At 34.9% G+C, this 25759-nt stretch carries 24 protein-coding genes; 1 reads left to right on the forward strand and 23 read right to left on the reverse strand.

Annotated elements, in window-relative coordinates:
* Positions 1 to 34 precede the first annotated feature (34 nt).
* Complete coding sequence (locus KF816_10245) at positions 35 to 229, forward strand: type II toxin-antitoxin system VapB family antitoxin (GenBank protein ID MBX3008394.1); 195 nt, start codon at positions 35 to 37, stop codon at positions 227 to 229.
* Positions 230 to 363: 134 nt separating this feature from the next.
* Here KF816_10245 and KF816_10250 read toward each other — a convergent pair whose 3' ends face one another.
* The 23 genes from KF816_10250 to KF816_10360 form a co-directional block, all read right to left on the reverse strand.
* Positions 364 to 2013: a DNA polymerase III subunit alpha gene (locus tag KF816_10250; GenBank protein MBX3008395.1), complete on the reverse strand. Its 1650-nt coding sequence runs from the start codon at positions 2011 to 2013 to the stop codon at positions 364 to 366.
* Positions 2014 to 2096: 83 nt separating this feature from the next.
* On the reverse strand, positions 2097 to 2972 hold the full coding sequence (locus KF816_10255) for an SRPBCC family protein (GenBank protein MBX3008396.1): 876 nt from the start codon (positions 2970 to 2972) through the stop codon (positions 2097 to 2099).
* Between the two features lie 50 nt (positions 2973 to 3022).
* Positions 3023 to 5203 (reverse strand): PAS domain-containing protein, encoded by a 2181-nt coding sequence (locus tag KF816_10260; protein ID MBX3008397.1) that lies wholly within the window; start codon positions 5201 to 5203, stop codon positions 3023 to 3025.
* A 113-nt stretch (positions 5204 to 5316) separates the two neighbouring features.
* Positions 5317 to 6201, reverse strand: a complete 885-nt coding sequence (locus tag KF816_10265; protein MBX3008398.1) for a DUF72 domain-containing protein — start codon at positions 6199 to 6201, stop codon at positions 5317 to 5319.
* 17 nt (positions 6202 to 6218) lie between these two features.
* On the reverse strand, positions 6219 to 6557 hold the full coding sequence (locus KF816_10270) for a DUF86 domain-containing protein (protein MBX3008399.1): 339 nt from the start codon (positions 6555 to 6557) through the stop codon (positions 6219 to 6221).
* Positions 6554 to 6847 (reverse strand): nucleotidyltransferase family protein, encoded by a 294-nt coding sequence (locus KF816_10275; protein MBX3008400.1) that lies wholly within the window; start codon positions 6845 to 6847, stop codon positions 6554 to 6556. Before KF816_10275 ends, KF816_10270 begins: the two co-directional genes overlap by 4 nt.
* A 55-nt stretch (positions 6848 to 6902) precedes the next feature.
* Positions 6903 to 7292, reverse strand: a complete 390-nt coding sequence (locus KF816_10280; GenBank protein ID MBX3008401.1) for a hypothetical protein — start codon at positions 7290 to 7292, stop codon at positions 6903 to 6905.
* Between the two features lie 11 nt (positions 7293 to 7303).
* Positions 7304 to 7723, reverse strand: a complete 420-nt coding sequence (locus KF816_10285) for a DUF3788 family protein (protein MBX3008402.1) — start codon at positions 7721 to 7723, stop codon at positions 7304 to 7306.
* 63 nt (positions 7724 to 7786) lie between these two features.
* Complete coding sequence (locus KF816_10290) at positions 7787 to 8248, reverse strand: GyrI-like domain-containing protein (protein MBX3008403.1); 462 nt, start codon at positions 8246 to 8248, stop codon at positions 7787 to 7789.
* 9 nt (positions 8249 to 8257) lie between these two features.
* Positions 8258 to 8497 (reverse strand): hypothetical protein, encoded by a 240-nt coding sequence (locus KF816_10295; protein ID MBX3008404.1) that lies wholly within the window; start codon positions 8495 to 8497, stop codon positions 8258 to 8260.
* Positions 8498 to 8539: 42 nt separating this feature from the next.
* Positions 8540 to 9493 (reverse strand): YafY family transcriptional regulator, encoded by a 954-nt coding sequence (locus tag KF816_10300; GenBank protein ID MBX3008405.1) that lies wholly within the window; start codon positions 9491 to 9493, stop codon positions 8540 to 8542.
* A 128-nt stretch (positions 9494 to 9621) separates the two neighbouring features.
* Positions 9622 to 12069: a zinc-dependent metalloprotease gene (locus KF816_10305; GenBank protein MBX3008406.1), complete on the reverse strand. Its 2448-nt coding sequence runs from the start codon at positions 12067 to 12069 to the stop codon at positions 9622 to 9624.
* 111 nt (positions 12070 to 12180) lie between these two features.
* The gene (locus KF816_10310; GenBank protein MBX3008407.1) at positions 12181 to 12603 is read right to left on the reverse strand and encodes a secondary thiamine-phosphate synthase enzyme YjbQ; all 423 of its coding nucleotides are present in this window, start codon (positions 12601 to 12603) and stop codon (positions 12181 to 12183) included.
* A gap of 398 nt (positions 12604 to 13001) precedes the next feature.
* Positions 13002 to 13271: a four helix bundle protein gene (locus KF816_10315; GenBank protein ID MBX3008408.1), complete on the reverse strand. Its 270-nt coding sequence runs from the start codon at positions 13269 to 13271 to the stop codon at positions 13002 to 13004.
* Between the two features lie 207 nt (positions 13272 to 13478).
* The gene (locus KF816_10320) at positions 13479 to 13976 is read right to left on the reverse strand and encodes a methylated-DNA--[protein]-cysteine S-methyltransferase (GenBank protein ID MBX3008409.1); all 498 of its coding nucleotides are present in this window, start codon (positions 13974 to 13976) and stop codon (positions 13479 to 13481) included.
* A 143-nt stretch (positions 13977 to 14119) separates the two neighbouring features.
* Positions 14120 to 14740, reverse strand: coding sequence for a transcriptional repressor LexA (gene lexA, locus KF816_10325; GenBank protein ID MBX3008410.1), 621 nt, complete (start codon positions 14738 to 14740; stop codon positions 14120 to 14122).
* Between the two features lie 175 nt (positions 14741 to 14915).
* On the reverse strand, positions 14916 to 15821 hold the full coding sequence (locus KF816_10330) for a DMT family transporter (protein MBX3008411.1): 906 nt from the start codon (positions 15819 to 15821) through the stop codon (positions 14916 to 14918).
* A gap of 42 nt (positions 15822 to 15863) precedes the next feature.
* Positions 15864 to 18992, reverse strand: coding sequence for a PAS domain-containing protein (locus KF816_10335; GenBank protein ID MBX3008412.1), 3129 nt, complete (start codon positions 18990 to 18992; stop codon positions 15864 to 15866).
* 8 nt (positions 18993 to 19000) lie between these two features.
* Complete coding sequence (locus tag KF816_10340; protein ID MBX3008413.1) at positions 19001 to 20275, reverse strand: fibronectin type III domain-containing protein; 1275 nt, start codon at positions 20273 to 20275, stop codon at positions 19001 to 19003.
* A 131-nt stretch (positions 20276 to 20406) separates the two neighbouring features.
* Positions 20407 to 22308: a beta-galactosidase trimerization domain-containing protein gene (locus KF816_10345; protein MBX3008414.1), complete on the reverse strand. Its 1902-nt coding sequence runs from the start codon at positions 22306 to 22308 to the stop codon at positions 20407 to 20409.
* Positions 22299 to 22775, reverse strand: a complete 477-nt coding sequence (locus KF816_10350; GenBank protein MBX3008415.1) for a hypothetical protein — start codon at positions 22773 to 22775, stop codon at positions 22299 to 22301. The genes KF816_10345 and KF816_10350 overlap by 10 nt, the downstream gene beginning before the upstream one ends.
* A 25-nt stretch (positions 22776 to 22800) precedes the next feature.
* Positions 22801 to 24234 (reverse strand): glycosyltransferase, encoded by a 1434-nt coding sequence (locus KF816_10355; protein MBX3008416.1) that lies wholly within the window; start codon positions 24232 to 24234, stop codon positions 22801 to 22803.
* A gap of 238 nt (positions 24235 to 24472) precedes the next feature.
* Positions 24473 to 25744, reverse strand: coding sequence for a hypothetical protein (locus tag KF816_10360; protein MBX3008417.1), 1272 nt, complete (start codon positions 25742 to 25744; stop codon positions 24473 to 24475).
* Positions 25745 to 25759 lie beyond the last annotated feature (15 nt).

Consider the following 25759-nt stretch of genomic DNA (forward strand, 5'->3'; position numbering starts at 1 on the left):
ATATTTTGATAGGTTGTACACATGGAGTAATTATATGAGAATAAGTATTGTAATAGATGATAAATTAATGGAACTTGCAATCAAAACAAGCGGGTTGAGTACGAAGAAAGAGGTGGTTGAAGAGGGACTTAAACTTTTAGTTAAGGTTAAAAAGCAGAAACGCTTAAAAATGCTAAAAGGACAGTTAACTTGGGAAGGAAATCTTGATAAACTGCGAACTAAGAAATGACTTTACGCTTCTTCATAGAGATAGAGATTTTGATCCATTTGAAAAATATCTACAGCTTAAAGTTGTCCCCCCTATTCACTAACGCAGTAAATTTTTATCAATATTGCTAAAGGTTATATCGGGAACAATTAGTGTTAATTAATCTTGAAGATTTGAGTTGATACCGGTTTATCATCTTTCATTTTACCTTTAATACGTTTCATAGTGTCGCGTAAAACACCGAGTGAGCGCTGGCTCAGCAAATCAATTTTTACCAATCCGAATTCTTCAATCGGGTACATATCGGGTTGAGTTATAATCAATCCCAGCCCCTTGTTTTTCGCATATTCCAGCGCCACATAGTTAGTCATTGATTCCGGCGCGACAATAATTCCGCTTGGATGAATGCTGAGATGGCGCGGAAAGCCCGCGAGTTTTGACGCGATATCAATTATACTTTTCCATGGCTCCTCTTTGAAATGGAGTGATTTAGCCTCCGGGAATTTTTCGGCAAGATGAGGAAGATTGTGCGCACTTGTCCATGGAATAAATTTACTGAACTTATTTATCTCCGATTCAGAAATGCCGAACACTTTAGCTACTTCACGAAACGCCGAACGGGCTCTGAATGTAACGGTAGTAGAAATCATTGCCACTTTATCGTAACCATATCTATCATAAACATATTTTACAATTTCATCACGCTCGCGCCATGAGAAATCGAGATCCACGTCGGGAGGAGATTTTCTTCCTCTATTTAAAAATCTTTCGAAATATAAATTTTGTTCAATCGGATCTACTTGAGTAAATCCGAGACAGTAAGCTACTAAACTATTTGCCGCCGAACCCCGCCCGATCGACATCATCTGTCTGCTTTTCGATTCTCTCACAATATCCCAAACAACTAAAAAATAATCGCAGTAGCCAAGCTCGTCAATTACCTCGAGCTCGTATTGAAGGCGTTTAACCGCTTTATCGGTAATCGGTTTATATTTTTCTTCGAGTCCTCGAAACGCGATTTTCCATAAATATGAGAAAGAGGTTTCCCCATTAGGCAAAGGATAGTTTGGAAATTTGTGCTCGCCGAATTTCAGATTAACATTACAGTTTTGAACAATGTGCTCTACATTCCAAAGTGTTTCGGGAAAAGCGCGCCAGGTTTTTTTCAGCACTTCAGGTTTTACGAGCGAGCACTCCTCATCAATAGTGTCTTCATCACTGATATTTTTTAGCGTTGTGTTGAGCCGAATTGCGGTAACTACTTTTTGGAGAAGATGATCTTCCGGTGTTATAAAATACGCGGGATGAGTCGCAACAATTGGCAATTTATTTTCAAGGGCAAACTCATACAATGCGCGGGTATTTTTTTTCTGTCTCTTGGTTGAAATTAATTCCACATAAATATTCGAATTGCTGATGGGCAGCAGAAACTTCAATAATTCATAAGAAGAAATAAGAATAAAAAGATTGCCGGAACTATTTTTAACGGCATCAATCAGAGAAAAATCTTCTTTGAGTTTCCGGCTGGTGATAAGTTTACACAGCTCGGAGTATCCCTCATTGTTTTTCGCTAAAAATATTGCCGAATAATTTTTGTTTTGAGGGTCATCAATTTGAGCGCCCAGTATTGGTTTTATTCCGTTCTGAGCAGAGCGCTGGGCGAATTGAAGTAATCCGTACATGGCGTTCGTATCAGTTAACGCGGCATAGGTACAATTATTCTCTTTTGCAAAGGAGATTATCTGATCAATAGGAATTGTACCCTGCAGTAAAGAATAGTTTGAATGAAGATGAATAGAGAGCATATTCCTAACTAAAATCTTTTTTAATAATTAGATTAAGTGAAGTAACGGGAATAAAAATAGTTTTAGCTCTAAAATAAAATGAGTTACTCAACCGATTCACAAATCAATTTTAACTTTTCCAAAGCTTTTGGATAAGTCTCGATAAAGTAGGATTTAAATTGAGGATTTGCGTCCATTTCAACTTTTAGCAATGTATGGCCATTATGGTCATCAAAAAAATATTTTTCAGAGCCGCCAGCCCATCCATCAATATCGGGGCCGCTAGTAATTTCTTTATTCGCCATCACAATCCCATTATACTTTATGTGAACAAATTTACCCGGTATATTTTCGGCTATAATGGCAACCATGCCTTCAGTCTGACCTTCCTGGTTAGTTCCGATAAACAAAATCTTAGAATCCTTCTGCCAATTCCCCTCAAAACGGGAAGAGGGATTAAATATTGAAGTCCATTCAGAAAATCCTTTTTTATCGAGCATGGTAGTGTAAACTTTATTGCGTTCGGCATTAATTTCTATTTGAAAGAATAATGTTTCGAGTTTGTCGAATGTTTCGGCATAGTTTTTAAAATTATTCAAGATTGACTGCCAGCCGAATTGCTGCATTTCAAGTGAATGAGTAGATTCGGGTTGAAATGATTCAACTATTTTTGTTTCATCTTCATTCGCAGAAAAAATAATCTCAACCTTTCTTCCATCACCCAATGTATATGAAATCATTTGAAAGGTTTTAACTTCATCATAAATTCCTTCGAAATCGAATTGAGAGCTTCCATCTTTCGCCTCCATTCTATATGAAAATCGGCCTCCCGGCTTTAAATCATTTTCGGCACGAGGTGTATGCCAGTCATCCGAGGCATTATTCCAATAAATAATATGTTTTGGATTGGTCCATAGATTCCACACCTTTTCAACAGATGCGGCTACAGTAATTTCAACTGTTATTTTATCATGTAACATAGTTTGTTCTTTCTTTTAAGTTGTGTGATTTTTTAGTTCAACTAATAATTCTAATTGAATGTTACGGTAAAAGTAGATCCTTTCCCTTTTTGACTATCCACTTTTATATCGGCGTTATTAATTTCGCAGTACTTTTTAACCAGCGCAAGCCCCAAGCCATTGCCTTCATATTTTCTTGTGTAGCCCTGCTCTTCTTGAGAAAATGGTGCAAACAGTTCTGATAAATATTCTTTTGAAATACCAATTCCCGTATCAGTAACTTTCACGTTTATAGAACCGCTATGGTAGGGGCTCACTTCTACTGTAACTCCCCCTTTTTCTGTGTACTTAATCGCGTTATCAATTAAGTTGGCGAATATTTGTCCAACCGAATAACGGTCTCTTACAATGAGTACTTCTTTGGCCGAATCATTTACTTTTAAATCGAGAGTCAATCCTTTTGATTCGGCATACAATTTCGATTCGGCTAACAAGGGCATAATAATATCGGTTATCAGATCAATCTCAGTCATAATAGGTTTATAACTTTTAGTTTGCAGTTCCGACATATTTAGTATCAGGTCGACTGTTCTGATAATTCTAGCGCCGGCATGATTCACAACATAAAAACCTTCTAAAAGATCATCCTCAATCTTACCTTTTGCCTCGCTTTGAATTAATGAGGCAAAACTTAAAATATTATTGAGCGGAGTTCTAATTTCATGAGAGACTTGCGCTAAAAATTCAGTTTTAAGTTTATCTGATTCCTCAGCTTTTTCTTTTTGAATAATCAGTTGTTCTTCAGTTTCTTTTAACTTTTGAATTTCCTTTTGGAGTTGTTCATTAAGTTCTTCCAATTTTTTAGTTCTCTCAATTACCAGCCGTTCAAGATTTTCTTTATTTTGAATCAATAACGCTTCCGCACGTTTTCTGTTTGTAATATTTTTCATCGTTCCAAAATGTTTTAATCGTCCGGTTCCCTCTTCCACAGTTGCCAAACAATTATCTTCAATAAAAACATAATTCCCATTTTTTGTTTTTATTCTATACTCCCAAGTATGTTTTTTATTTTGAGGGAGCGCGCTGTTAAAAGTATCAGAATAGATTTCGAGATCATCGGGATGAATAAGTTTTGTAAGCGCAGTAACATTTATTTTTTTGAATTCAGTTTCCTCAAATCCGGTTACCTCGTTAATAGCCCCGCTCCAGTTCACCTCCCCCGATTCAACATCATACTCATATACAATCTGTCCGGTCTGCTCTGTTACAACAGTATATTTTTGATCCCTTTTTCTTATTTCTTTTTGAGCTTTTTTGCTTGAATAAATGTAGAGCACAATTAATAATGCAAAACTGAATAATGAGATTAATATAATAATCAATGTATCACTTTTGAGACCTCTTATTTTTCCAAGTATTTCATTTTCGGAGATTACAATTCCTACAGACCAAAATGTATTTTCAAGGTTAATTGGTTTGTAAGTTATCCACTTTTTTGCCTTTTCGTTTTCGATAAGGGATGTATAACCGGAATATATTTCGGTTCCCGATTTTTTCATCAGCATATTTTGGTAAATTCGAATTAGAGCCGGATCAATACTCGGTTTTGTTATAAAATTTTCACCAATATGCTGTTTATCAAAAGTACTAAAGAGATTAACCCCGCTTTCACTTATAAAAAACGCCTGACTGTTCCCATTAAGTTTTGATGAATGAAAAAGCAATTCTCCTAATTTAGATATTGGAATTAAAACCGCAACCGCGCCATCATATTTATTTTCTTTAAATACCGGCATTGTGTAAGAAATAGCATAAAATCCTTGAACAGCCATAAACACATCACTTATAACTGGTTTTTGAGTCTCCATCGATAATTTATTATGCGCTTGATTTCCTACAAATCGGCCTATTACATTTTTATAAGGTGAACTGTAAGTAATAAAGCCATCTTTGTTTATCCTTGTAACCGATACAAAAAAATCGCTATGAGCCGAGTAATAAGCATCAATTTCTTTTTTGCCTTCTTCATTTAGATTTATAACAGAGCTGCGACTGGATAAGTCAGTAATATCGGAATTGATTAATTTAAACTGTGTATCGATAGAATTCGCGATTTGCTCAATGGCTGTAAGTTTTAATTCAATTACCAGATCAATTGATTTCTCTTCAATTTTACTATAAAGCTGGAAAACATAATGCAATCCCACAATTACCGGTACAATTGCCAATAATAGGTACTTATATGTTTTCATAGTGTAGTTAAAATAGTGAGCAAATTATATTATTTGATGTACTCCGCACATTTCTGAGTAAATCATACGAAATAATATTTTGAATCACAATCTTTTCTTTTAGATGAATGATGCTAATCAACGCTAATCTTTTCTAAGCGTGGATAGGCTTTTAAAATAGTGGAAGGTATTTTAATTTTTATTCTTTCATTTAAGAGATGCAGTAACTCGAAAGCGTTCGCGACCGCGTCTCCTCTGGGATGATTATTCATTATCACGAAAACCTTTTTGACTTTATCTAATACCTCTTTAATCTGCCGGTCAATTTCTAGCAGTTCACCGGGGGAATAAAGATAACTGTAGCGCTCATTCTGCTGATCGTAAGATTGCTGCCTGCCGAAATTATTTATTGAGGCTTTCCACGCCTCCTCATTTCTTCCATGAAATCGAAGGTATAGTTTATCATTTGTAACTACGGGTTTAAACGGAATCGATTGCCCAATCTGCGGCTGATCGATAGTGCACAATGTTAAATTGTTCATTGTAAAAAAGTTTAGTGAATCTTTATTATTCCATGATGAATGGCGCACCTCAACAAAATTATCCGATTGATCAAAAATTTCATTTAATGTTTTTATGTATTCCATATTCGTCCCAGTAAATCCAAATGAATATGGGAACTGAATTAATAATCCGCCGAGTCGTTCCTCTTTATTAAGAATACCCAGATTATACTTTACGGCTTGTATCTGCTCATTAGTGTAAATTTTCTTGTGAGTAAAATCTTGATGCAGTTTAATTGTAAAAAGGAAATTGGGATTATCCTCAATTTTTACGAGCCAGCCATTCACAATTTTGGGATTGAGGTAAGTATAATATGAGGCATTAACCTCAACACAGTTAAAGTAGCGGGAATAAAACTGAAGCCAGTCAAATTCTTTGGTTTGAGTTTTGGGATAGAAATTAGGAACCCAATCCTTATACGACCAGCCGGCTGTACCGATAAATGATTTAACCATGAGACTATGTTAATGAATTAAAGATTCTCAAGAATCTTTTCAAAAAGTGGTTTTATAAATGGAAGGTCAGATTTGATTGTCATCCAAACAACTTTAGAATCAACTCCAAAATAATCATGGATTAGTTTATCTCTCATCCCGCTAATTTGCCTCCAAGGAACGTCTGGATAAGTATCTTTAATCTCTAAAGGTATTTTTTTAGCGGCTTCACCAATAATTTCCAAAGCACGAATTACAGCATATACAGTCTTATCATCCTCATAAAATTCATCGGAATTCATGCCAATTGTAAAATGTTCAATCCGGTCAATAGCATATAAAATATCAACTATAAAATCCCGGTAACTTTTTTTCATAAATAAATCACTTCACTTAATACATTAGTTTTAATACCCGGTTTTAATGCGGTTTTCATAACCAGATCAACTTTTAATCCGAGTAAATTTGAGAGGTAAATTTCTAAATCCATATACTTTAGAAAACCGGGGACTTCTGCAAATTCAACAAGAATATCTAAATCCGAAAATTCGGTCTGCTCATTACGGGCAACAGAGCCGAACACTCCAATTTCAGTAATATTAAACCGATCCATTAGCTCGGATCGGTTGTGCTCTAATCTTTCTTTAATTTGCTTAAGCGATTTCATTTTCAATCATGTATTTGTACGAAAACTAAGAATTTTTCAGCTCGATTAAAAGCTGTTAATTAGTCCGTAAATTTGTAAGCGACCAGTGTGTCTGAACAATTTTCCATTGCCCGTTTTGCTGCAGCCGGTAAACTTCCGAGCAGTTCCATTTAGTTTGTTTATCGCCGATATGGGAAATTAAATTAAATGAGAGAACCGCCATTTCACTCGTTGAATTTACAAGCGGATTGATCATCTCATCTTTATCAACCTTTACTGTACCGCGTCTTTCCTCATAAAGTTTAGTAAGATTTTCAATACCATCCACTCTTTGCAATGTAGCCGAATCAAAATAAGTTACATCATCGGCGCTGATTTCCAGAAAGCCTGATGGATCGCCATTGTTCCACCGGTCGAGTGCCGATTTCTCCATATCAATTAATTTTTGCGCTAATTCAGAATTCATATTCTTCCTCATCAATTTTGTACTTTTATATCGAGCAGTTTAATAATATTCTGAAGATCCTTTTTCGATTTTACAGAAACGCTTAGCCCTCTCCCCTCCATATATTTTCTTGCGTTAACTATTTCCGAAATTATTTCTCCGGAGAGATTGCTCTTTTCAATTACCGAAACCGCTTTATCCCCGAAGATAAAGGAGATATTGAAATATTTATCATGCGGTATCATAAAAAATAAATTTCTCTTCTTTAAAAGTAGTTTGAGAAGCCAGCCCGATTTTTGATTATAGTATTTCCACTCTTCCTCTGCGGTACCGTAATTTTCACTGATGTGCTTTTTAATATCTTCCCAAAATTTATACTTCGCGCCAAGAACTTTTACGAGGTCATCATTAGTTGGTTTCCGAAGCTTATCGTCAAAATAACTTGCTGACATGTTTTCTCCTGTAATTAAAAATAAAGCGCCATCTTTTATTCTAATTTAAGATGACGCTACTAATTAATTTTTCAAATAAAATTTAATTTCAGTAATCAATTCATCGGGAGGAGTAACTGCCGGATCATTTGGATAAATCTCACACACCATTCCATTTCCCTCAAAATTATTTTCCTTCATCCAATTCATGGCATGTCCATAAGTTTTCTCAAGTTCCGAATAGGGACCCACATGTGAAAAACATACAACCTTTCCAAGGGGAATAGCGCTGTTTTTTATTGTTCCTTTTTCTTTAATTGAAGAAGAAACCGGGAAACCCATTTCCACATCCAGGTCGTTAATATCCATATTGTAGTAAATCGCGAATGGAGCGCCACTGCAAACAGCTCCGATCTGCTGCAAGTGTTTTGCTATAGATTCATATGACTCTTTAATTACTTCTGGTAATTTACTAACTGAAGTTCTTGTTCTGATTGAAGCAGCGGGCTGAGCTTTTTGTGTTGTAACTTCATATTTGAATGACATTTTTACCCCCTAATCCTTTGTCCACGCCGGCATGGCGTTCATATAATTTTCGGCGCGTTTCATGAAATCGGGGTTTCCCTCTTTTGGAGCGAATGATTTCAGCCATTCGGCAACGCCACTTTGAATTTCCTCTTTCGTTTTAAGACTCCCCTTTTCATCAACGCAATACTGACAATAATTAGGCGCGGCTTCTTTTGCGAAATCACCGTTTAAAATAATTCCACACGAATGACAAAATTTCATTTCCATTTTACACCTCATAAGTTTGTTAATTGACACTACAAACTTATTTTACGGGTGTGACAGCACTATGTCATGTTTGTAATGGTGTAAAATTTTTTCCGCTTTTTCTTTAATCGCGTCGCGTATATGAGACGGTTCCAGCACCTCAACATGTTCTCCCGATCCTAAAATTATCGAGTGAAGCCAGTTATCGTCGGGTAAAGCAATTTTCACAATCATGCTTCCATCATTTTCATATTCAATTTGCGCGTCATCAAAATATTCCTCTACCTGTGCCTGCAGTTCTTTTGAATAACGAAGCACAAGATTTACAAATTTACTTTTGTCAATATTTACCTTCATAAAGTCTTGATATGATTTTTCCTTCCTCTTAAATGTTTCGTTAGTAATTAAGAGATTGCTCATTCTAACTATCTTAAATATCCGGTAATCATTTTTATATAAACAATAACCGAAGAGATACCAGGCGTATCCTTTGTAAACTAAAGTCATCGGTTCAAGAGAACGGAAGCATCTTTCATTTTTTGAATTACAGTAATCAAATTTGATTAATCTTTTTTCCGAAATAGCCTGCTGAATTTCTTTAATATATTCTTTGGATCTTTGTTTAAATCCCCAGGGCATAATATCGATACATAGTTCATCAAATCTTTGCTTAAGCTGTTCCATTTTATCGTTTGGAACAATACTCAAAATTTTTTCCGTAACTGTTTCTAAATCATTATCTCCTAAAGTAGCGCTCACACCTTTAAGCGCGGTTAGAATTGAAGTCATATCCTGCAAGGTAAGGACTTGCCTATCAAGCCGGTAATTTTCCATAATGCCAAATCCGCCATTATTACCGGCATAGGCAACAATCGGAATACCCGCCATATTTATCGCTTCTATATCGCGGTAAATTGTGCGGACGGAAACTTCAAACCGTTCCGATAAACTTTTGGCGCTGATTCTATCTCGGTTTAATAGAACTACAACTATCCCCAGCATTCGGTCAATTCTCATGAATTATATCCAATTAGTTAACAGATGAAGTGAATAATGAGTCTCATACTTTTTTGTATGAGACTCATAAAAAAGGTAGTTTATTTAATTTTGGAATAAGATTTCGCGAATTCTATCGACTAACAAAATTACTTTTTCGATTCTAAACTTTTATCAATCATAGCATTCAAATCTTGCAGATGATACAAAGTTACCTTATCGGTCGTTTTTGGTAATGATGAATTTATCTTTTTCTTAAGTTCAACTAATTTACCACGGGCAATTGGCCGTAAATCTGTAATGCCTACATTTGGAACCGGAGGTGCAAAAGGATTTACCGGTGCCGCAACTACCGGTTTTTCGGGGTTCAATTTTAGATTTAGCTCCTCAACCATATTTCTTTGAAGTTTTCTTCTATAAGGATCAATAACAAAATTTCTTTGATTTAATTCAGAGAAAATTCCATCGACTAAATCTGTAACCATTTCATTAACCTGATAAACCTTTTCTCCTTTTGCGGCTTTTGTTTCAGTATCAATCATTCTTTGAACGCGCACATCATTCAATAAACTTTTCATCAAGTTTATGCTTGTATTATTTATCTGATCAACATTGCCGGATGGTTCGATCAAATCGAGCAATTCTCTTTTTATTAAAACGGGATTAAAATTAAATCCTTCTTCGTGCAAAAGTTTCATTGCCGATTTTTGTCTTTCATAACTCACCGGAGTGAATACTGGTCCCGTTTGCCCCACCTTTTTTTCTTTTTTCTCAACACCACCAATTATCATTGCTATGTGTCCAAGTTCCCTAGCCCGCTGTTCGAGAACTCTATCATAGCAGAGATCGAGCAAGCTGTAATCATTTCCTTCTTTATTAGCGGCGGCTGGAATTATAAAATCCATAATTCTATAAATATTTTTTAGACCCAATTTAGTAGCTTCAATTCCATCGCTTCCCATGTCTTCTGTTTGGGCTGATGGATCATAATTAGAAAAATTACTAAACTCTAAAAATGGATTAGTATCCTGTCTTCTGGCAATTTCATTTAAGAAAGGTTTTTCATCTTCAGAAGATTTCACACCTGGAAATTGTTTGTAGCCCCATTCAACGGCAAAATCGTCGTAGACACTAATTTTAGGATAAAGGCGCACATCATCTCCCGGCTGAGCGACATAATTAAAGCGGCCATAATCCATAATTGAAGCTTCATTTCCATATTTCTCGGTAAAGGTTTTACTTCTTAAACTATCAACAGGGAATACCGAACTAGCTCTTCCATTATGAGGAAATCCAAGTGAGTGCCCCACTTCATGAGCAACCACATAGCGTAAAAGTTCTCCCATTAAATCATCGGGCAGAGGGAGTTTTTGAGCGCGTGGATCTAGCGGTGCCACTTGAGAAAAATACCATGTAGTTATAAGATTCATCACGTTATGATAAATTTTTATATCTGCTTCTAAAATTTCCCCTGTTCTAGGATCGTGTACATGGGGGCCGAAAGCATTTTCGATTGTACTAGCAAGCCAGCTAACAGATGAAATAGTAGCATCTTCAGTGTTCCAGTTAGGGTCTTCACTTTCCGATGGAGCATATTTAGCGATAATCGCGTTTTTAAATCCTGCTTTTTCAAATGCAGGTTGCCAATCTTCAATTCCCTGCTTCACATAAGATTTGAATTTTTCGGGCACGCTTCTATCAACATAAAATAAAATTGGTTTTACAACTTCCGAGACTTCAGATGCGGGATCTTTCTTCTCTAAACGCCACTTTGTTATATACCTTTTAATCTCGGCTTTGTGTACTTCCGATCCATAATCTTCAAAGGAAACTGTAAAAAATCCAACTCGTGAATCAAATTCTCTTGCAATCATTGGCGTTTCGGGCAAGTGTACCATGCTGTAATGCATCATAATTGAAATTGTATTTAGAGTTGCATCACCCGGTGTTTCATCAACTTCAAAAGTTAATACCGCATCGGTTTCAATGTTTTCGGAATAAGCTGTTATCTTATCTATAAATGATCTTTTAGGATCTAGTCTTTTTGCTTTAAAATTTTTCTTTGGAATAAATTCATTCTTTTCCGCGATAAAGAAATCGGTAACATCAATTACTAATGAACTGTCTTGGCCATATGAAAGCAGATCAAATGAATAAAGTATAGGAGGGAATGATGAAGCGCTCACCGCATTGTAAATTGATTTTTCCTCATCGGCCACAAGAGTGTATTGTATTTTACGAAGAAGAATCTGCTCATCTCTTTTATCCCAGCGTACAACTTGGTTATAATGGGATATGCCACCGTAGCCCAATCTAGTTTGATTTTTTTTAATTGTAGAAACCCATAAGAATAATTTTCCAATTTCATTCTTTGGTATTTCGTAATACCATTTACTTTCGACTTTGTGAACTTTGAAAACTCCATCGGTTGTCTTTGCTTCTTTTGTAATGACTTCGGAGTAAGGTTTAATTTTAGATTTTTTCTGCTCCGGTTGAACCGGCTTCTGCTCCTGTGCAATTATGGAAATGCTTAAAAATGAAAACACAAATAAAAATAGTATACCCTTTCTTGAATAGTTGAGTGAGTGTTGTTTCATGAGAGATACCTCATTAGAAGTTTTGGTTTAATGAACTAAGAAATAATAACAAGAAATTACTTTCAACATTACCTAATCATTTAGATATTATCAAATGTAAATTACTCTTACTTACTCTCCCATTATAGTAACAACTATTTTTCTAGCTCCCCCGTAATTACGATGCTCACACAAATAAATACCCTGCCAGGTACCTAAATTAAATCTTCCATTTGTAATTGGAATAGTAACTGAAGAACCCATAATTGATGCTTTAATATGAGAAGTCATATCATCAGTACCTTCAAGTGTATGCTGGTAATACTTCGCGTCGGATTCCGGTACGGCTCTATTAAAATAGGTTTCCATATCATCACGAACTGAGGGGTCCGCATTCTCATTAATTGTTAAAGATGCCGATGTATGCTTAATTAATATGTGGGCAATACCAACCGAAATATTTTTGAGTTCCAGTATCTGCGATAGAATTTCACTCGTAATTAAATGAAATCCCCTTGGTCTGGCTTTTAATGTAATTTCTTTTTGTATTATCATGATTGATCTATTTGTGGTTAGAGGTTATTTGCTGGGCGTTATTTATAGTAATTTACTTCGTGTCATTCGTAGTCATTTACTTCGTGTCATTCGTAGTCATTTACTTCGTGTCATTCGTAGTCATTTGCTGCGCGTCATTTAGTTGTAATGACTATCAATGACCACATTTCTATTCCATTCCTCCAATGACCTCATTGCTATCTCAAAGTGCAATGACAATGAATAACTACATTCTTATCCCACCCAGTCATTTACTTCGTGTCATTCGTAGTCATTTGCTGCGCGTCATTTAGTTGTAACGACTATCAATGACCACATTTCTATTCCATTCCTCCAATGACCTCATTGCTATCTCAAAGTGCAATGACAATGAATGACGATTTTCCTATCCCATTCCGTTATTTGTGGTTATTGTCTGCCTTGCCGATTGAATTGATATAGTTATTTAATTTTATTCTCAGAGTATTAATATCATTCATTAAATTTTCAAATGTATCTTTCTCAATTAAATTACGATCATGAGCTTTAATTAGCCAAGTTTTTGTTTCATATAATGATCCGCGCGCATAATAATTAAAATGATTCGATTCATTGAAATGAAATCTACCAAATCCTTCACTAATATTTGCGGCAATTGAATCAGTTGAACGTATTAATTGCTTTCCCAAAGTATCTTTTGAAAACTTATCCTAATTAATAATAAACTGCCATATTTTTTCACTCAATTCCATCGATAAATTATAAACATTTAATTCTTCCAGCTTCATTTTCCCCTCCAATTTAAAAACAATTAATTACAATGAATAACTACAAATGACTACAAATAACAACCAATGACCACGAATTACCATGAATGACTTTTCATAATCAAATTTTCACAATCCCAACTCAAGCTGTTTTTCGCCATCACTAAATTTAATTTCATGATCGAGAAGCCATTTTTTACGCCACAATCCTCCCGCATATCCGGTTAGACTTCCATCTGTGCCAATAATGCGATGACAAGGAATAATAATCGCGATTGGGTTTTGTCCATTAGCAGAGGCAGCGGCTCTAATTACTTTGGGATCTCCCAGCGCTTCAGCAATTTCCAAATAGGATTTAGTTTCCCCATAATTCACATTTAATAATTCATCCCAAACTTTCTTCTGAAAATCTGTTCCTTCCGGTTCCAGTTTTATCTCAAAAACTTTTCTTTCTCCTTTGAAATATTGGTCAAGTTGTTTAGCGCATATTTCAAGATATGGAGTTGATTCGAATGAAGTATTAAATGATTCATCCACAAAATTTAATCGGGTAATAGAATTTTCAGTACCGTTAATTTCAATTAACCCAATCGGCGAGTTGTAATATGATTTGTACTCTGGCTTCATTGTTAACCAAGTTTAGTTGAGAGTTCATTGATTGTCATTTCAGATTTGGAATAGCATTGAGGTCATTAATAGTCATTTGTAGTTATTCATTGAATCGCCAATGACGCGAAACACACTCAACACTCATTACTCTCCGCTTTCCTTCACACCGCTTTTGTCATGCTTCTATAAACTCCAACTACAACACCAACAATTTTAAAACGAAGATAATTTTTTTGAATTATAATCGGCTCATACTGAGGATTTTCAGAATGCAATTCTATACTATTTTCTTTTTTATAGAATTTTTTAACAACCGCCGCATCATCAAGAATTGCCGCTACAATCTGCCCATTTCGAGGGTCCAGGTTAGGGTTAACAATCACAATATCACCATTAAAAATGTACGCGTCTTTTAAACTATCCCCTTTAACCCGTAATAAAAAAGAATCCTTGGGCATATGAGCAATTGTGGGAAGTGCAACCGTATCAATCGCATCGGGATAAATAGTAAGAGGATTACCGGCGGCTACTTCACCAAGTATTGGGCGGGGCACAAAAAATTTATCTTCGAGTGTAAGTTCAATTCCCCGTGAAAGTTTGGGATTCTTTTTAATGTATCCCTTCTTCTCAATTGCCTGAAGATGTTGCTGAACAGTGGCCCGGTTTTTATAATCGAACCGTTTTGCAATATCGGCAAGTGTTGGGGGGAGACCATTATTTGTGCGGCAATCTATTAAGTAATCCAATATTTTCTGTTGTACTGCGGTTAATTCTTTAGCCATTTAAACCTCCGGCATGTAAGTCACATTTCTGAATTTTTACTGCTACTTCCCCTCAATCTTATTCAAAGTCCCCCCAATTGCATAAATACCATACATTTGTATGGCATAACTTAATTTTCGTAACTGAAATTAGCAAGTTATTTTTTTAGTGTTTTAGGGTTTTGTGAAGTGGAGATTATGATTTTTTGAGAGGATTTAATTTCAATTGAACGAGCAATGCCCCAATTGCGGCTATTCCCATTCCAATTCCTTTATAGATCGTAATTGATTCACCCAAAAATATCCATGCGAGAAACGCGATTTGAATTAGCATTGTGCCATTAATTATGCTTGATTCCATCGCGGAAAGTGATCGAAGCGTTTTATTCCACAATGTGAACGCAAAGGCAGTGTTAACAAGTGCAAGCCACAACAATAGAATCCAGGTAATAATCCCAATTTCCGGAATCCCATCTTTTATTATTCCAGCAGAGAAAAGTATTACCGAGCCAAATCCCATGCTGATAAATGTAACTAGTATTGGCGAAATATTTTTCTGTCTGTTTATATCACGGCCTAAAATAGATGAAAGAGCATTTGAGGCAACACCAACAATCATAACCAATATTCCAAATCCTTGGCTTACAATTGAATTGAGAGGAATAAAATAGACTACAATTCCAATAATGAAAGTAAATGTGCCAATCCATTGAATTAATGTAGGTTTTTCATTTAACCAGATAATTCCAAGGATGGCAACTACAATTGGTGTAAAATTGAGCATTAAACTTACTGTTACAGAAGGAAGCAACGACAAGCCAATAAATTGTGTACCTTGAGTGAGAGCGTAAAATATTAATCCAAGTAAAAAAAGTTTTTTGATTTGTCCAGAATTCAAGTGTTTAAGCTGTTCAATATTTTTCGGCTTTAGTATAAACGGAATAAAAGCTAAGAACGCTATAAAGTAACGCATCCCGGCATAAGTTAATGGTGGAATTTCGGAGAGACCAAGTTTAATTATTATAAATGATGTTGACCAGAGAAACGTTACTAATAATGCTTGTAGGATTGCTGTTAGATGCGATTTGGGTTTTTCAATCATAAATCATTAGATGATGAGAAAATATTTTCAATAAGAGAAAACCTAAAATAATTTTTTTAATACTTCTAAAATTTTAGCTCGGAGAAGTGGTTTAGAAATAAAGTCGGTAAATCCTGCCGCAACAAAACTATCACGAGCATCGGATTGAACATAAGCCGTTGACGCGATAATAGGGACATCTTTATAACCTGGCATTTTTTGAATTATGCGAAGAGCATCAAGACCATTATACTCCCCTTGCAGATTAATATCCATAACAATGAAATCAAATTTTTTAGTTTTGAGGAGAGGAAGCGCATTTTCAAAACTTGGTGAAAACTCGATAGATTTTAAATCCTTCATCTGAGATTTAAATAATATTTGTGAATCCACTTGATCCTCAAGGTACAAACAGGATAATTTTGGTATATCAAGAGTTGTAGATTCCGCTTTCGGAACTGTTATTGCAATTTTCGGAACTTCCTCAATAACTATTTTTGGTTGTTCTGTGAGAGCTTTAATATTATCTTTTTTTACATTTTCTATCGTCACTTCTTGATCTTCAGGCACAATAAATTTTATAGGGAATAATAAACCATATTCAATCTCATCATCACCTTTGCTTATAATTTCTTTTTTCGCGGAAAGTAACTCTAATAATTTTTTTGCCAGTTTAACCGAGAAACGGGAGAAGCCATAATTCCGGCGACTCATTAACTCATCTTCAAAAAATACTTCGTTCAGCGATTTTAATAAATATTGCGAAATTTTATCTTTAGAATCTTTAACTGAGATTATCCAGTTTTTATCATCAACAGCATTGGCTGAGAGGGTGATACTCTCCTCCTTTGTAATCTGAATCGCAAATTTTAGGAATAGGCTTATTAGTGAAATAAATTTCTGTTTGTCGGTTTCAATAGTTAGAGTAGATGAAACTCTGCCAATTATAAATTCTATTTTTTTAGATTCGGCCGCTTTACGAACGTTTTCTTTAATTTCGTTGAGAAGATCAACAAACTTAATTTGCTCTGATCTGAATTTAATTACTTTCTGCTGTAGTGTTGAATACTCAACCGCATTATCCATAATTTGAAGAAGGAGTTTCTGATTCTCCTTAATTATTTCTAGAGCTTCTTTTTGTTCATCGTTAGGATTCTCAATACTCTCCTCTATTTCCTGAGTAAATCCCAGAATAACATTAATTGGAGTGAGTATTTCATGAAAAACATTTGATAAAAATGGAGGATCAACTTTACCAAGAATACTTTCCTGAGTATGAGCAACATCTTTCACTTCTGTCTGAAGATTCTGCAATTTAAGAATTAAGTTAAATGACTCAATCTCACCATTCACATTTTTAATTGGGGTTGAGACTATCTGTGCTTTATTAAAACTGCCTGTAGAATTTTTTAATTCTACTTCTATAGTTGTTGTTTTGAATAATCCGGCGTTAAATATATTACGATTAACATTTACTCTATCGTCATCAGCAAGCAAAGTAATGAATGAAACGTTTTCCAAATCTTTTTTAGAATAACCAAGTTTTTTAGTAACCACATCATTAATGGAAATAATAAAACCATCTTTATCGGTTAACACTACCGGATCGCTTGAGTTTTCATACACGGCTTCAAGAATTTGAAATTTCTTTCTCTCCTCGGCATGTTCCGATAAATTACCAATTATATTGAGATGTGCTTTCTTATTATTAAACTCAACATCAAATCTGCTAAGTTGAACATAAACCGAATTACCATCGCTGGTTTTATGTTTCCAAGGACCACTATAATTACCTAATGAGGAACTGCCCGATTCAATTAACGTTTGGATATCTTCGGGGGCATATAAATCTGTTAAATCCATATTAAGAAAATCACTTTTCTTATAACCATAAAATTTTAATGCAGCCTCATTAACTTCAAGGAATTTCAGGTTTTCGATATCATAGATAAACATCGGTGCCGGCATACTTTCATTTAGGACATCATATAACTTGGCTTTAGATTCGGTCTCAAAATTACTTTCGGCAGATGGGACAAGCGTTATTTGAATTGCGTATAAATTATCATTAAAATCCTGGAGTTTGCTCAGTACGATATCTGCTTCAGAATTAATTTTCTCTGTAAACTTGTATTTTGAAACAATCTCTTTTTCGCCGCTTACAGAAAGTTGCTCAACTAATTGTAGAATTCCTTTTTCGAACACTTTTGAAATATCCTGACCAACAAGATCTATTTTTTCATTTAGTTTAAATAGGTGGAGTAATACCTTATTAAATGAAATAATTTTATTGTCTATGCTTATGATTGCGGCTGCAAAAGGCAAGTTCTTGACTGGCGGAAGCAGAAATTTATATTCTGTTTTATTATCGATCTTGCGAGGTATTTCAGAAGTTACTGAAATAATTGCTATTGTTTGGTTATCGATATCTAGCATTGGGAATTGAATTAGGGAAAGATTTTCCTTTTCAATTCCAAATAGTTGATTAGATATATTTTCAACAACTATAATATTTTTTGATTCATCAATATAATTGGCGTTATTCTTTACGAGACTATTTACAGCTTTTGGGAGGAGTTCTTCCTCGCTTCTTCCCTCGAGCTGGGATGGTTTATTACCGAGCCAATTTGCAAATTTTTCATTAACAATAACAATTTTGCCGGAAGTTTCTTTTAACCAAAAGAATTCATCAATGGCATTTATATCTTTTTGAATTTTTGCTTTCTCAATAAAGGAGAAGGGATAAGAAGATTTAATCTTGTTAATTATATTTAAAAAACCGGGATTCTTTATTACATCATCAATATCGGAAGAAACCCACAAAGAAGTTACCTCATTTGTTAATGCCGATTTGGTCTCATCATCAAATTGAACAATGAAGTAGATATTATTTTCGCTTCGAAGAGGGGTTATTTTAACTATAAAAGTTTGGCTTCCAGTCTCTTCCTTAAATCGAATTCTTTCCTCAACAGCAATTTCATTTTTTCGTGATTCAATAAATAGTTTTTGTAATGATTCAAATGATTCGTTATCGAACAGATCAAATAAATTATTATTAGGATTTGCTGAAGGGAAATATTTTTTAAAACTATTATTGAGCGCGATTATTTTACCATTTTTATCAATCAAAACGCTAAATAATCTCGAAAGTTGATCAGGCCGATTTTTACTTTTTGTAAACTTTTCAGACATAATAATCTTTAAGGAATATCAACTTTAATAGTTTCGGAATATGGGGTATAAGCATTCTTATCTATTTTTTGCCTAATTCTATAATAATAAACAGTACCTCTAACTATTTTATTATCTGTATAAGTAATAATACCCTTTTCAACCGTCCCAATTTCTGTAAATGGTCCCGAAATTCCTGTCCTTCTCTCTATGTTTGTTTGAATTGCCAGACTATTACTGTTATCCTTCCAAGTTAAGATGAGTCCTTGTGAAGCCAAATATGATGCTGCCAATGCACTGGGAGCTGAAACATTAGTATAAAATGTTGATACCGATACTTCATTTGAATAACTACTAATTGACGTGGAGGTAAAATATGCAACACGATAAGTATAACTTCCGCTGGCATCTACTGCATTGTCGAAGTATTCTTCTGTGTTGGGTGCGGTTAAAGCAATTACTTTATAATTTTGTTCATACGCATTCTTTCGTTCAATCTGAAAACCCAGTTCACTCACGGCAAAATCAACCCACTTTAGATGAATCATACTACTGCCAATCGCATAAGCAGATAGAGCCCATGGGCCACCCGGAATTGAATTAGAACCGAGTTCATTACTAAATGCTGAATATCCCGATTTGTTAAAAGCTCGAACTTTATAAAAATAATCAACGAATGGAGAAACACCATTATCTCTATAGGTAATCGTGTTAATTGGAAGAACTCGGATTCGTCTATAATCAATTATGCCAGCACTTCCTGCATCTTTACGCCACAGTTCAAACCCTTCTTCATTACCACTGTTATCATTCCACCGAACTGTAATTTCAAAATCGCTAATTCTTCCTAAAAATAAATTGGTTGGCGCATTTGGAATTTTATCTTTGATAAAAATATTCTCTTGAATTTTACTCTGCTTAAATTTACCTGTCTTATTATATACAGTAACGTAGTAGCTAATTCGAGAATTTAGTAAAGTAGAATCGAGTTGAAGATTCAAAGCCGGATTATTTCCATCGCTATCAACAGAAAATTTACCTTGATAACTATTATTAATATATAAATCAAAGTGCGATAAACCTTGCCCACCATTTCCATCGGCTGACTGGAAATAGATTGGAGTTTTACCCACCATAATAGAGTCGTTAGAAGAAGGACTGTAAATATCAATTGTTGGGATTGCCGCTGACGCTTTTTCAGAATCACTAATAGATTCAACACAGCTATTCAATGTAATGAACGAGGAAAAACCGGCAATTATAATTAAAAAGCTTTTTACCAATGATTTCATTTTGTATTTCATCTATTAATCACATGATTTTAGGTATTAATTTAATAAATCCAAAGCTGTTTTGATAATGCAAAAATGAACATTTTTAATGTAGAGCTTAATATTCGGCTGGCGATTAAGCAATTGACAAAATTATGAACTGCTCAACTATTTATATTCTCAAAATCTATTAACAGAGATCTGGATTCGTGGGGATCCATTTTATCTAAGTAGATATAAATTATCTGTTTATCTTCCGATAATGAATGTCGTGGTATTTCTGTATTTATTATATCGGAAGAAATTTCAACATTTTTCACTTTTTTATTCAAGTTGACTTGAACGACCAGTTGTTCAGAGATTTTATCCTGAGGATTTGTTATTTCAACAGAAATTCTTCTTGTACTGCGCGCCTCATATCTAACTTCCACACTTTCACGTCGCATCCACCAAGATTTTAAGTCATTAAGATTAGTCACCCACATATTTTTCTTCTTTGCGTATCTAATTAGATCATTAATTACAGAAGAATACTGGGGCTGCAGTTGGTATTCAGGGTGCACTTTAAGGATATATAAGCCCCCTTCAAATATTACGCGATCGATATCTTCTTCGTAAGTATAACGTTGAAAATCGGTATTTGTCAATCCATAATTTTTAATAATTTCCAAATCATCACGCGCAGTTTTAGTAATTATCATAATTGGTTTGCCATTTCGTACTCTTATTTCCGGTACCGATCTATCTGTTAGTGAATCGGTTATAAGGAATTCATAATAGTGTGCCGCCATTGCCTGTAAAGTGTTGTCGTCGTAATAACCATTTAATGGCATAAGTGCAGTAACATTTGAGCCGGTTACTTTTTTAATTGAATCCTTCGCAATTTTTAATGAATTAAACTGAAGTTCCTTTGAGAATAATTTATTTAATGTGTCTTCAGGAGATTCAATAAAACCGATGTCAATTATTGCGCCTAGTGAGCCATCTCTCGCGAGTCTTTTTGCCTGTTGTGGATATTTTGCGATATAATCAACATCAATAAAATAAGTAACTGGGATGTTATTAAACTTAGTTACAGAGTTTGCTGTGGCGCCAGTACCAAATTTATTATCGAATGTTGGTAAAAAAACTAATGCCGCATCGTAGTTTGGTGGCCAGTCTTTTACGAATCCGGTAGGTTGGTAAGTAAGCCAATTCATACAATTATTAAAAAGTCTTTCAAAGAATATAAAATCTTTTTGAACACCCAGAACAGAATTTATTTCAAAACCAAACCAAACAAATCTTCCCTTCCCATAGTTACCATAAGAAATACCTGTACTTTTTTGAACTTCTTCTCTAACTAATCCAGCTTCGCGTCGGAAGTCATACCAAAAGCTAACTTGAGTAGTTCTTGGTTCCAACACTTCCGCATAAATCGGTCGATCCCAAGTTGCTACTTTAAGAGCATAGCCGGTTGGAACGCCGGCGGTTAAAGGTAAATTCCCTCTTAAAGTATGTACTTTGTACGATTCTTCCGGTTTAATTTCTCTATTGAATTTCATACCAAAAACTTCAGTAAAAAATTCCCATCCACGCCATTTTGCCTCATCAGAAAATGTTGCTGGACCGCCGGTAACAAAAATGCTACCACCATTTTCTACATATTTTTTAAGCTGTACAATTTGTTTATCGGATAGAGATTTAGATCCGGGAAGTACTATCAGTTTATAATTAAAATGTTCACCAAGCTCAATAGTTTGATCGCTGATTACATCATATTTAATTTTAGAATTACCAACGAAACGTTTCCAGGTATCAACATTATCTTTTAACCAGGTGCTGCCTGTATTAAGCATGTTTTCGGTGTACTGAGAATAAAGAATTGCGGCTTTATATTTTCGTTCTTCGTCAAAAAAGCGTAGGTTTTTTTTTGTTGGGAGTATTTCAGTTACTTCATAGTTGCCATAAATATTCTTAACAATAAGCATAAAAACCAATATTGCTGTAATTAGCAATACCAGTCCGCTTAAAAATATAATAAGATAATTAACCCTAAGTCCCCGTCCGGCTTCTTTTACCGCCACCGCAGATTATCCTCTTGTTTCCGTTCAGTTTTAGCTGGTTCAACGTAGCCTTCTTGTGTATAACGCATAAATTTTCGTTTAGAATTTTGCTCCGGTTCATGTTGTTTTGCATCCTCTCTAGTATACCGTTCATATCTTTGTTCAACATTGGTGGGAGCGGCTCCAACAAAAGTTGGACGCAGTTCAGGTCCCTTTGCTGCATCTTCATTAGCATATCCTTGCTGCTGGCGTTGATATTCATATCCAGGGCGCGTATCCATCGTTCTTCTTTCTCCTCCAACTCTCCCTTCAGTAACAAGTGGAGCCGGAGCAATAAGTTCAGCAGGAAGTGCCGCAGGTTGTGCGGCTTGAGCGGAGACACCTTTCTTTTCTCTTACCTTATAAAGAATATAAGCACCCACCGCCAATATAAAAGTTGATATTGTTGCTACGAGAATAATTAGCGATAATATTGGAATTAATTCCATGATAACCTCAAATTAAAATTTCTATTTAACCAGCCGGAGCCGCTTTTGGTGCGTTACTCTGTTTACGCGATCCTCCGGTTCCGCTCCTTTCCAATTTACCCCAAGTCATACTAAATCCCAGAAATTCTTCGATAGTTGCCATCGCTTTAGTAACATCGATCAATAGGATAAATACTATTCGGTAAATAATTGCGTAAGGAACTAATCTAAATTCTTCCTTTTCAGCGGCAATACAGTAAATAGCTGCCATCAAGTCTAATACCGCTATTCCAATCCACCAAAGAAAGATAAAACTCGATAATCCATAAAATAGAGCGATAATTATAAAATACAGATTAACAAATATATTCATTGCGGGCCAGATCAATGCCTCATAAAACATAATCCATAAAATCATGCTGTTATTGAAGTTCATTGTTGGATTGTACAAAAATTTCTTGTGTTTTCTAATAGCTTGAAGAATACCCCTCGTCCATCGGTAGCGTTGTTTCAATAATTGGTAAATGGTGATCGGTGCTTCGGTATAAGCAATAGCATTTGGTTCATAAATAATTTTCCAACCTTGAGCTAAAATTTTTAGAGTTACATCCGCGTCTTCGGCAAAGGTATCACTGGAATAGAATCCAGCGTCTCTTAATGCATTTTTGCGGAATACTCCAATAGGTCCTGGTATAATATTTACTAATTGTAAAAATCCTTGCGAACTTCTAGCCATATTCAAACCTTCGAGATATTCCAATGCCTGAAGATCTGTTAATATTTTGTGTCTATTCTGAACTTTAACATTTCCCGCAACCGCGCCAACAGCGGGATCGGAGAAGTGCCGAACAGCGACTTTAAGTGTTTGTTCGCTTAATTGAGAATCCCCATCCATACATAATACAAATTGAGCCTCTGAATATTGTATTCCTGCATTCAAAGCTTTTGCTTTTCCACCATTAGGTTTATTAATTAATGATACTTTTACTAAACCTAATCTTCCATTTCTATACCCTACTAATCGCTCTCCTACTTCTGCAGTGTCATCACTAGAACCATCATTTACAATAATAATTTCATAATTGGCATAATCTAACTCAAGTAATGATTCTATAGAAGATTCAAGGACTTTCCCCTCATTAAATACTGGGACAATGATTGATACAAACGGGTAATATCCATCCTTATCTTGAACTGTATAACGAGTGATATAAAAATAGGCCATGAATAGGGTTGCAAAATACCTGATGAGAAGAATAAAAAGAAAAATTACCAGCGAAACAATGGATGAATAAACGAATAATCCGCTCCATGAAAGAACCGTTAATGGAAGTGTAAGAAAAATTGTGATGATAAGCAGAATTGAAAAAAAACCAGATACAAAAATAGTTCTCAGCTTCTCTCGAGATTCATCTCTTGATGGGGGTTTTATTTCCCGGTTATCAAGAGCTATTTGATATTTCTGATTCTTCTTCACCAAATCCTCAACATTATGCCCAAAACTTTAATTTATTTAACAAAATTCAATAAATTCTTGATAAACTATTTAGTTGTTATAAGGACAAACAATCTGAAATAAAAAATATTACAATTAATTTTTCTCAAAAACTAAGATTAATATAATTAATAAGTTAACTTATTGCAAGAAAATAAGTTATTGCTAAATCTTAAAGAACTATAATAGCCGAACTCTATAAAACGTTTATAAAAAACAATCACTATTTTATTTTTTTTGATGCATCAATAATAGCATCGAACATTAATTGTGAGATCGCGTTGCCCCCTTCGTTATTGAAATGAGCGAAATCACGCAGAGCTAAAGGTGGATTTGCCATAACCCACTCATCCATTGAATTAGCTCCCCCCATTGCCTCCCACATATTCCAGAACGCTACATTAGCTTTTTCAACAATAGTTTTTTGAGTTTCGAGTAAAGCGGGTACTTCAGGATTTGTGAAGTACTCATTTCCCTTTTTTGAGGTTTTATCGGCAACACTTATCAGCAATATTCCAGTATTGGGAAATGCTTTTTTAATCTGGTCAATTACTTGCACCATTTTATTGACGTAAACTACATAGATCCCCTTTGATGGAGAAGAAACATTAGCTCCAAAGCTCAAGATTATTAAATCATACTTTAGGTAGTTTTGAAAATCGGCCATAATTTCTCCAGGTATATCTAGAAGAGACATTCCAGTATTACCTCGAAGTGCGAAATTATCGACGTAAGCTCCTTCTCCATTTTCAATGCTTACGCCATAGAAATAGGGTTGTTTTCCACTAACGAATTTTATCTCAACTTTTCTGGAGTTATTACTTTTCAAAATTATCTGCTCCACATTAGAACCGGATTCCAATTTCAAGGTCTGTGGAGAATTATTATCGAACTTGTATTGTATTGTCGAATTAGCATCAGCATTGCTGTAGAAGACACGAACAGTACTAAATGGAACATTTCCCCTCATTGGAGAACTTTCATAACGAACCCAGCTTCCATTAACCGGAATAGCAAGTGTCCCATCAATACCAAACGGTAATTTTTCAGGATTTCTTGTTAAAAAAGATACATACTTCCAGTCATCAGAATATGAATGCCTAATTGTTAATCTCATTCTAAACGCATCAGAAACAGTAGCTACGTAACCCACTCCTTTGCCGCCATATTCATTTTGAAATTTCTCACGCAAATATTCTGTAATAACATCTCCAAAAATTAGGGAATCGCCATAATGCGCAATCCTAATTGGTTGTTTCGAACCGCTTTTAAGCTTCAATAAAAAATTTCTCATCTGTTCTAAATTTCCAGTGAGAGGGACAAATTTTCCAAGTTTTTGAGCTGGAGTTGAATTAATATTATCCACAACAGCTTTTTCCATTTGATAAAATGAGAGAGCTTTTTCCGAGGGATCACTAATCTCTCTACTAATTGTTACATTAGTGAATAATAAAACCATAGCTAAAAAAAGTTGTATGTTTTTCATGTTTTTCATTTTATACTTTATTGA

Source organism: Melioribacteraceae bacterium, from assembly GCA_019638015.1.
Taxonomy (GTDB): Bacteria; Bacteroidota; Ignavibacteria; order Ignavibacteriales; family Melioribacteraceae; genus JAHBUP01.

What these genes read in the sequence shown, in the direction of transcription:
- KF816_10360 (MBX3008417.1), bottom strand. Translation starts at nt 25,744, where the DNA reads ATGAAAAACATGAAAAACATACAACTTTTTTTAGCTATGGTTTTATTA.
- KF816_10330 (MBX3008411.1), bottom strand. Translation starts at nt 15,821, where the DNA reads ATGATTGAAAAACCCAAATCGCATCTAACAGCAATCCTACAAGCATTA.
- lexA (MBX3008410.1), bottom strand. Translation starts at nt 14,740, where the DNA reads ATGGCTAAAGAATTAACCGCAGTACAACAGAAAATATTGGATTACTTA.
- KF816_10245 (MBX3008394.1), top strand. Translation starts at nt 35, where the DNA reads ATGAGAATAAGTATTGTAATAGATGATAAATTAATGGAACTTGCAATC.
- KF816_10280 (MBX3008401.1), bottom strand. Translation starts at nt 7,292, where the DNA reads ATGAATTCTGAATTAGCGCAAAAATTAATTGATATGGAGAAATCGGCA.
- KF816_10255 (MBX3008396.1), bottom strand. Translation starts at nt 2,972, where the DNA reads ATGTTACATGATAAAATAACAGTTGAAATTACTGTAGCCGCATCTGTT.
- KF816_10250 (MBX3008395.1), bottom strand. Translation starts at nt 2,013, where the DNA reads ATGCTCTCTATTCATCTTCATTCAAACTATTCTTTACTGCAGGGTACA.
- KF816_10305 (MBX3008406.1), bottom strand. Translation starts at nt 12,069, where the DNA reads ATGAAACAACACTCACTCAACTATTCAAGAAAGGGTATACTATTTTTA.
- KF816_10300 (MBX3008405.1), bottom strand. Translation starts at nt 9,493, where the DNA reads ATGAGAATTGACCGAATGCTGGGGATAGTTGTAGTTCTATTAAACCGA.
- KF816_10260 (MBX3008397.1), bottom strand. Translation starts at nt 5,203, where the DNA reads ATGAAAACATATAAGTACCTATTATTGGCAATTGTACCGGTAATTGTG.
- KF816_10290 (MBX3008403.1), bottom strand. Translation starts at nt 8,248, where the DNA reads ATGTCATTCAAATATGAAGTTACAACACAAAAAGCTCAGCCCGCTGCT.
- KF816_10310 (MBX3008407.1), bottom strand. Translation starts at nt 12,603, where the DNA reads ATGATAATACAAAAAGAAATTACATTAAAAGCCAGACCAAGGGGATTT.
- KF816_10320 (MBX3008409.1), bottom strand. Translation starts at nt 13,976, where the DNA reads ATGAAGCCAGAGTACAAATCATATTACAACTCGCCGATTGGGTTAATT.
- KF816_10265 (MBX3008398.1), bottom strand. Translation starts at nt 6,201, where the DNA reads ATGGTTAAATCATTTATCGGTACAGCCGGCTGGTCGTATAAGGATTGG.
- KF816_10270 (MBX3008399.1), bottom strand. Translation starts at nt 6,557, where the DNA reads ATGAAAAAAAGTTACCGGGATTTTATAGTTGATATTTTATATGCTATT.
- KF816_10350 (MBX3008415.1), bottom strand. Translation starts at nt 22,775, where the DNA reads ATGGAATTAATTCCAATATTATCGCTAATTATTCTCGTAGCAACAATA.
- KF816_10275 (MBX3008400.1), bottom strand. Translation starts at nt 6,847, where the DNA reads ATGAAATCGCTTAAGCAAATTAAAGAAAGATTAGAGCACAACCGATCC.
- KF816_10335 (MBX3008412.1), bottom strand. Translation starts at nt 18,992, where the DNA reads ATGTCTGAAAAGTTTACAAAAAGTAAAAATCGGCCTGATCAACTTTCG.
- KF816_10285 (MBX3008402.1), bottom strand. Translation starts at nt 7,723, where the DNA reads ATGTCAGCAAGTTATTTTGACGATAAGCTTCGGAAACCAACTAATGAT.
- KF816_10295 (MBX3008404.1), bottom strand. Translation starts at nt 8,497, where the DNA reads ATGGAAATGAAATTTTGTCATTCGTGTGGAATTATTTTAAACGGTGAT.
- KF816_10340 (MBX3008413.1), bottom strand. Translation starts at nt 20,275, where the DNA reads ATGAAATACAAAATGAAATCATTGGTAAAAAGCTTTTTAATTATAATT.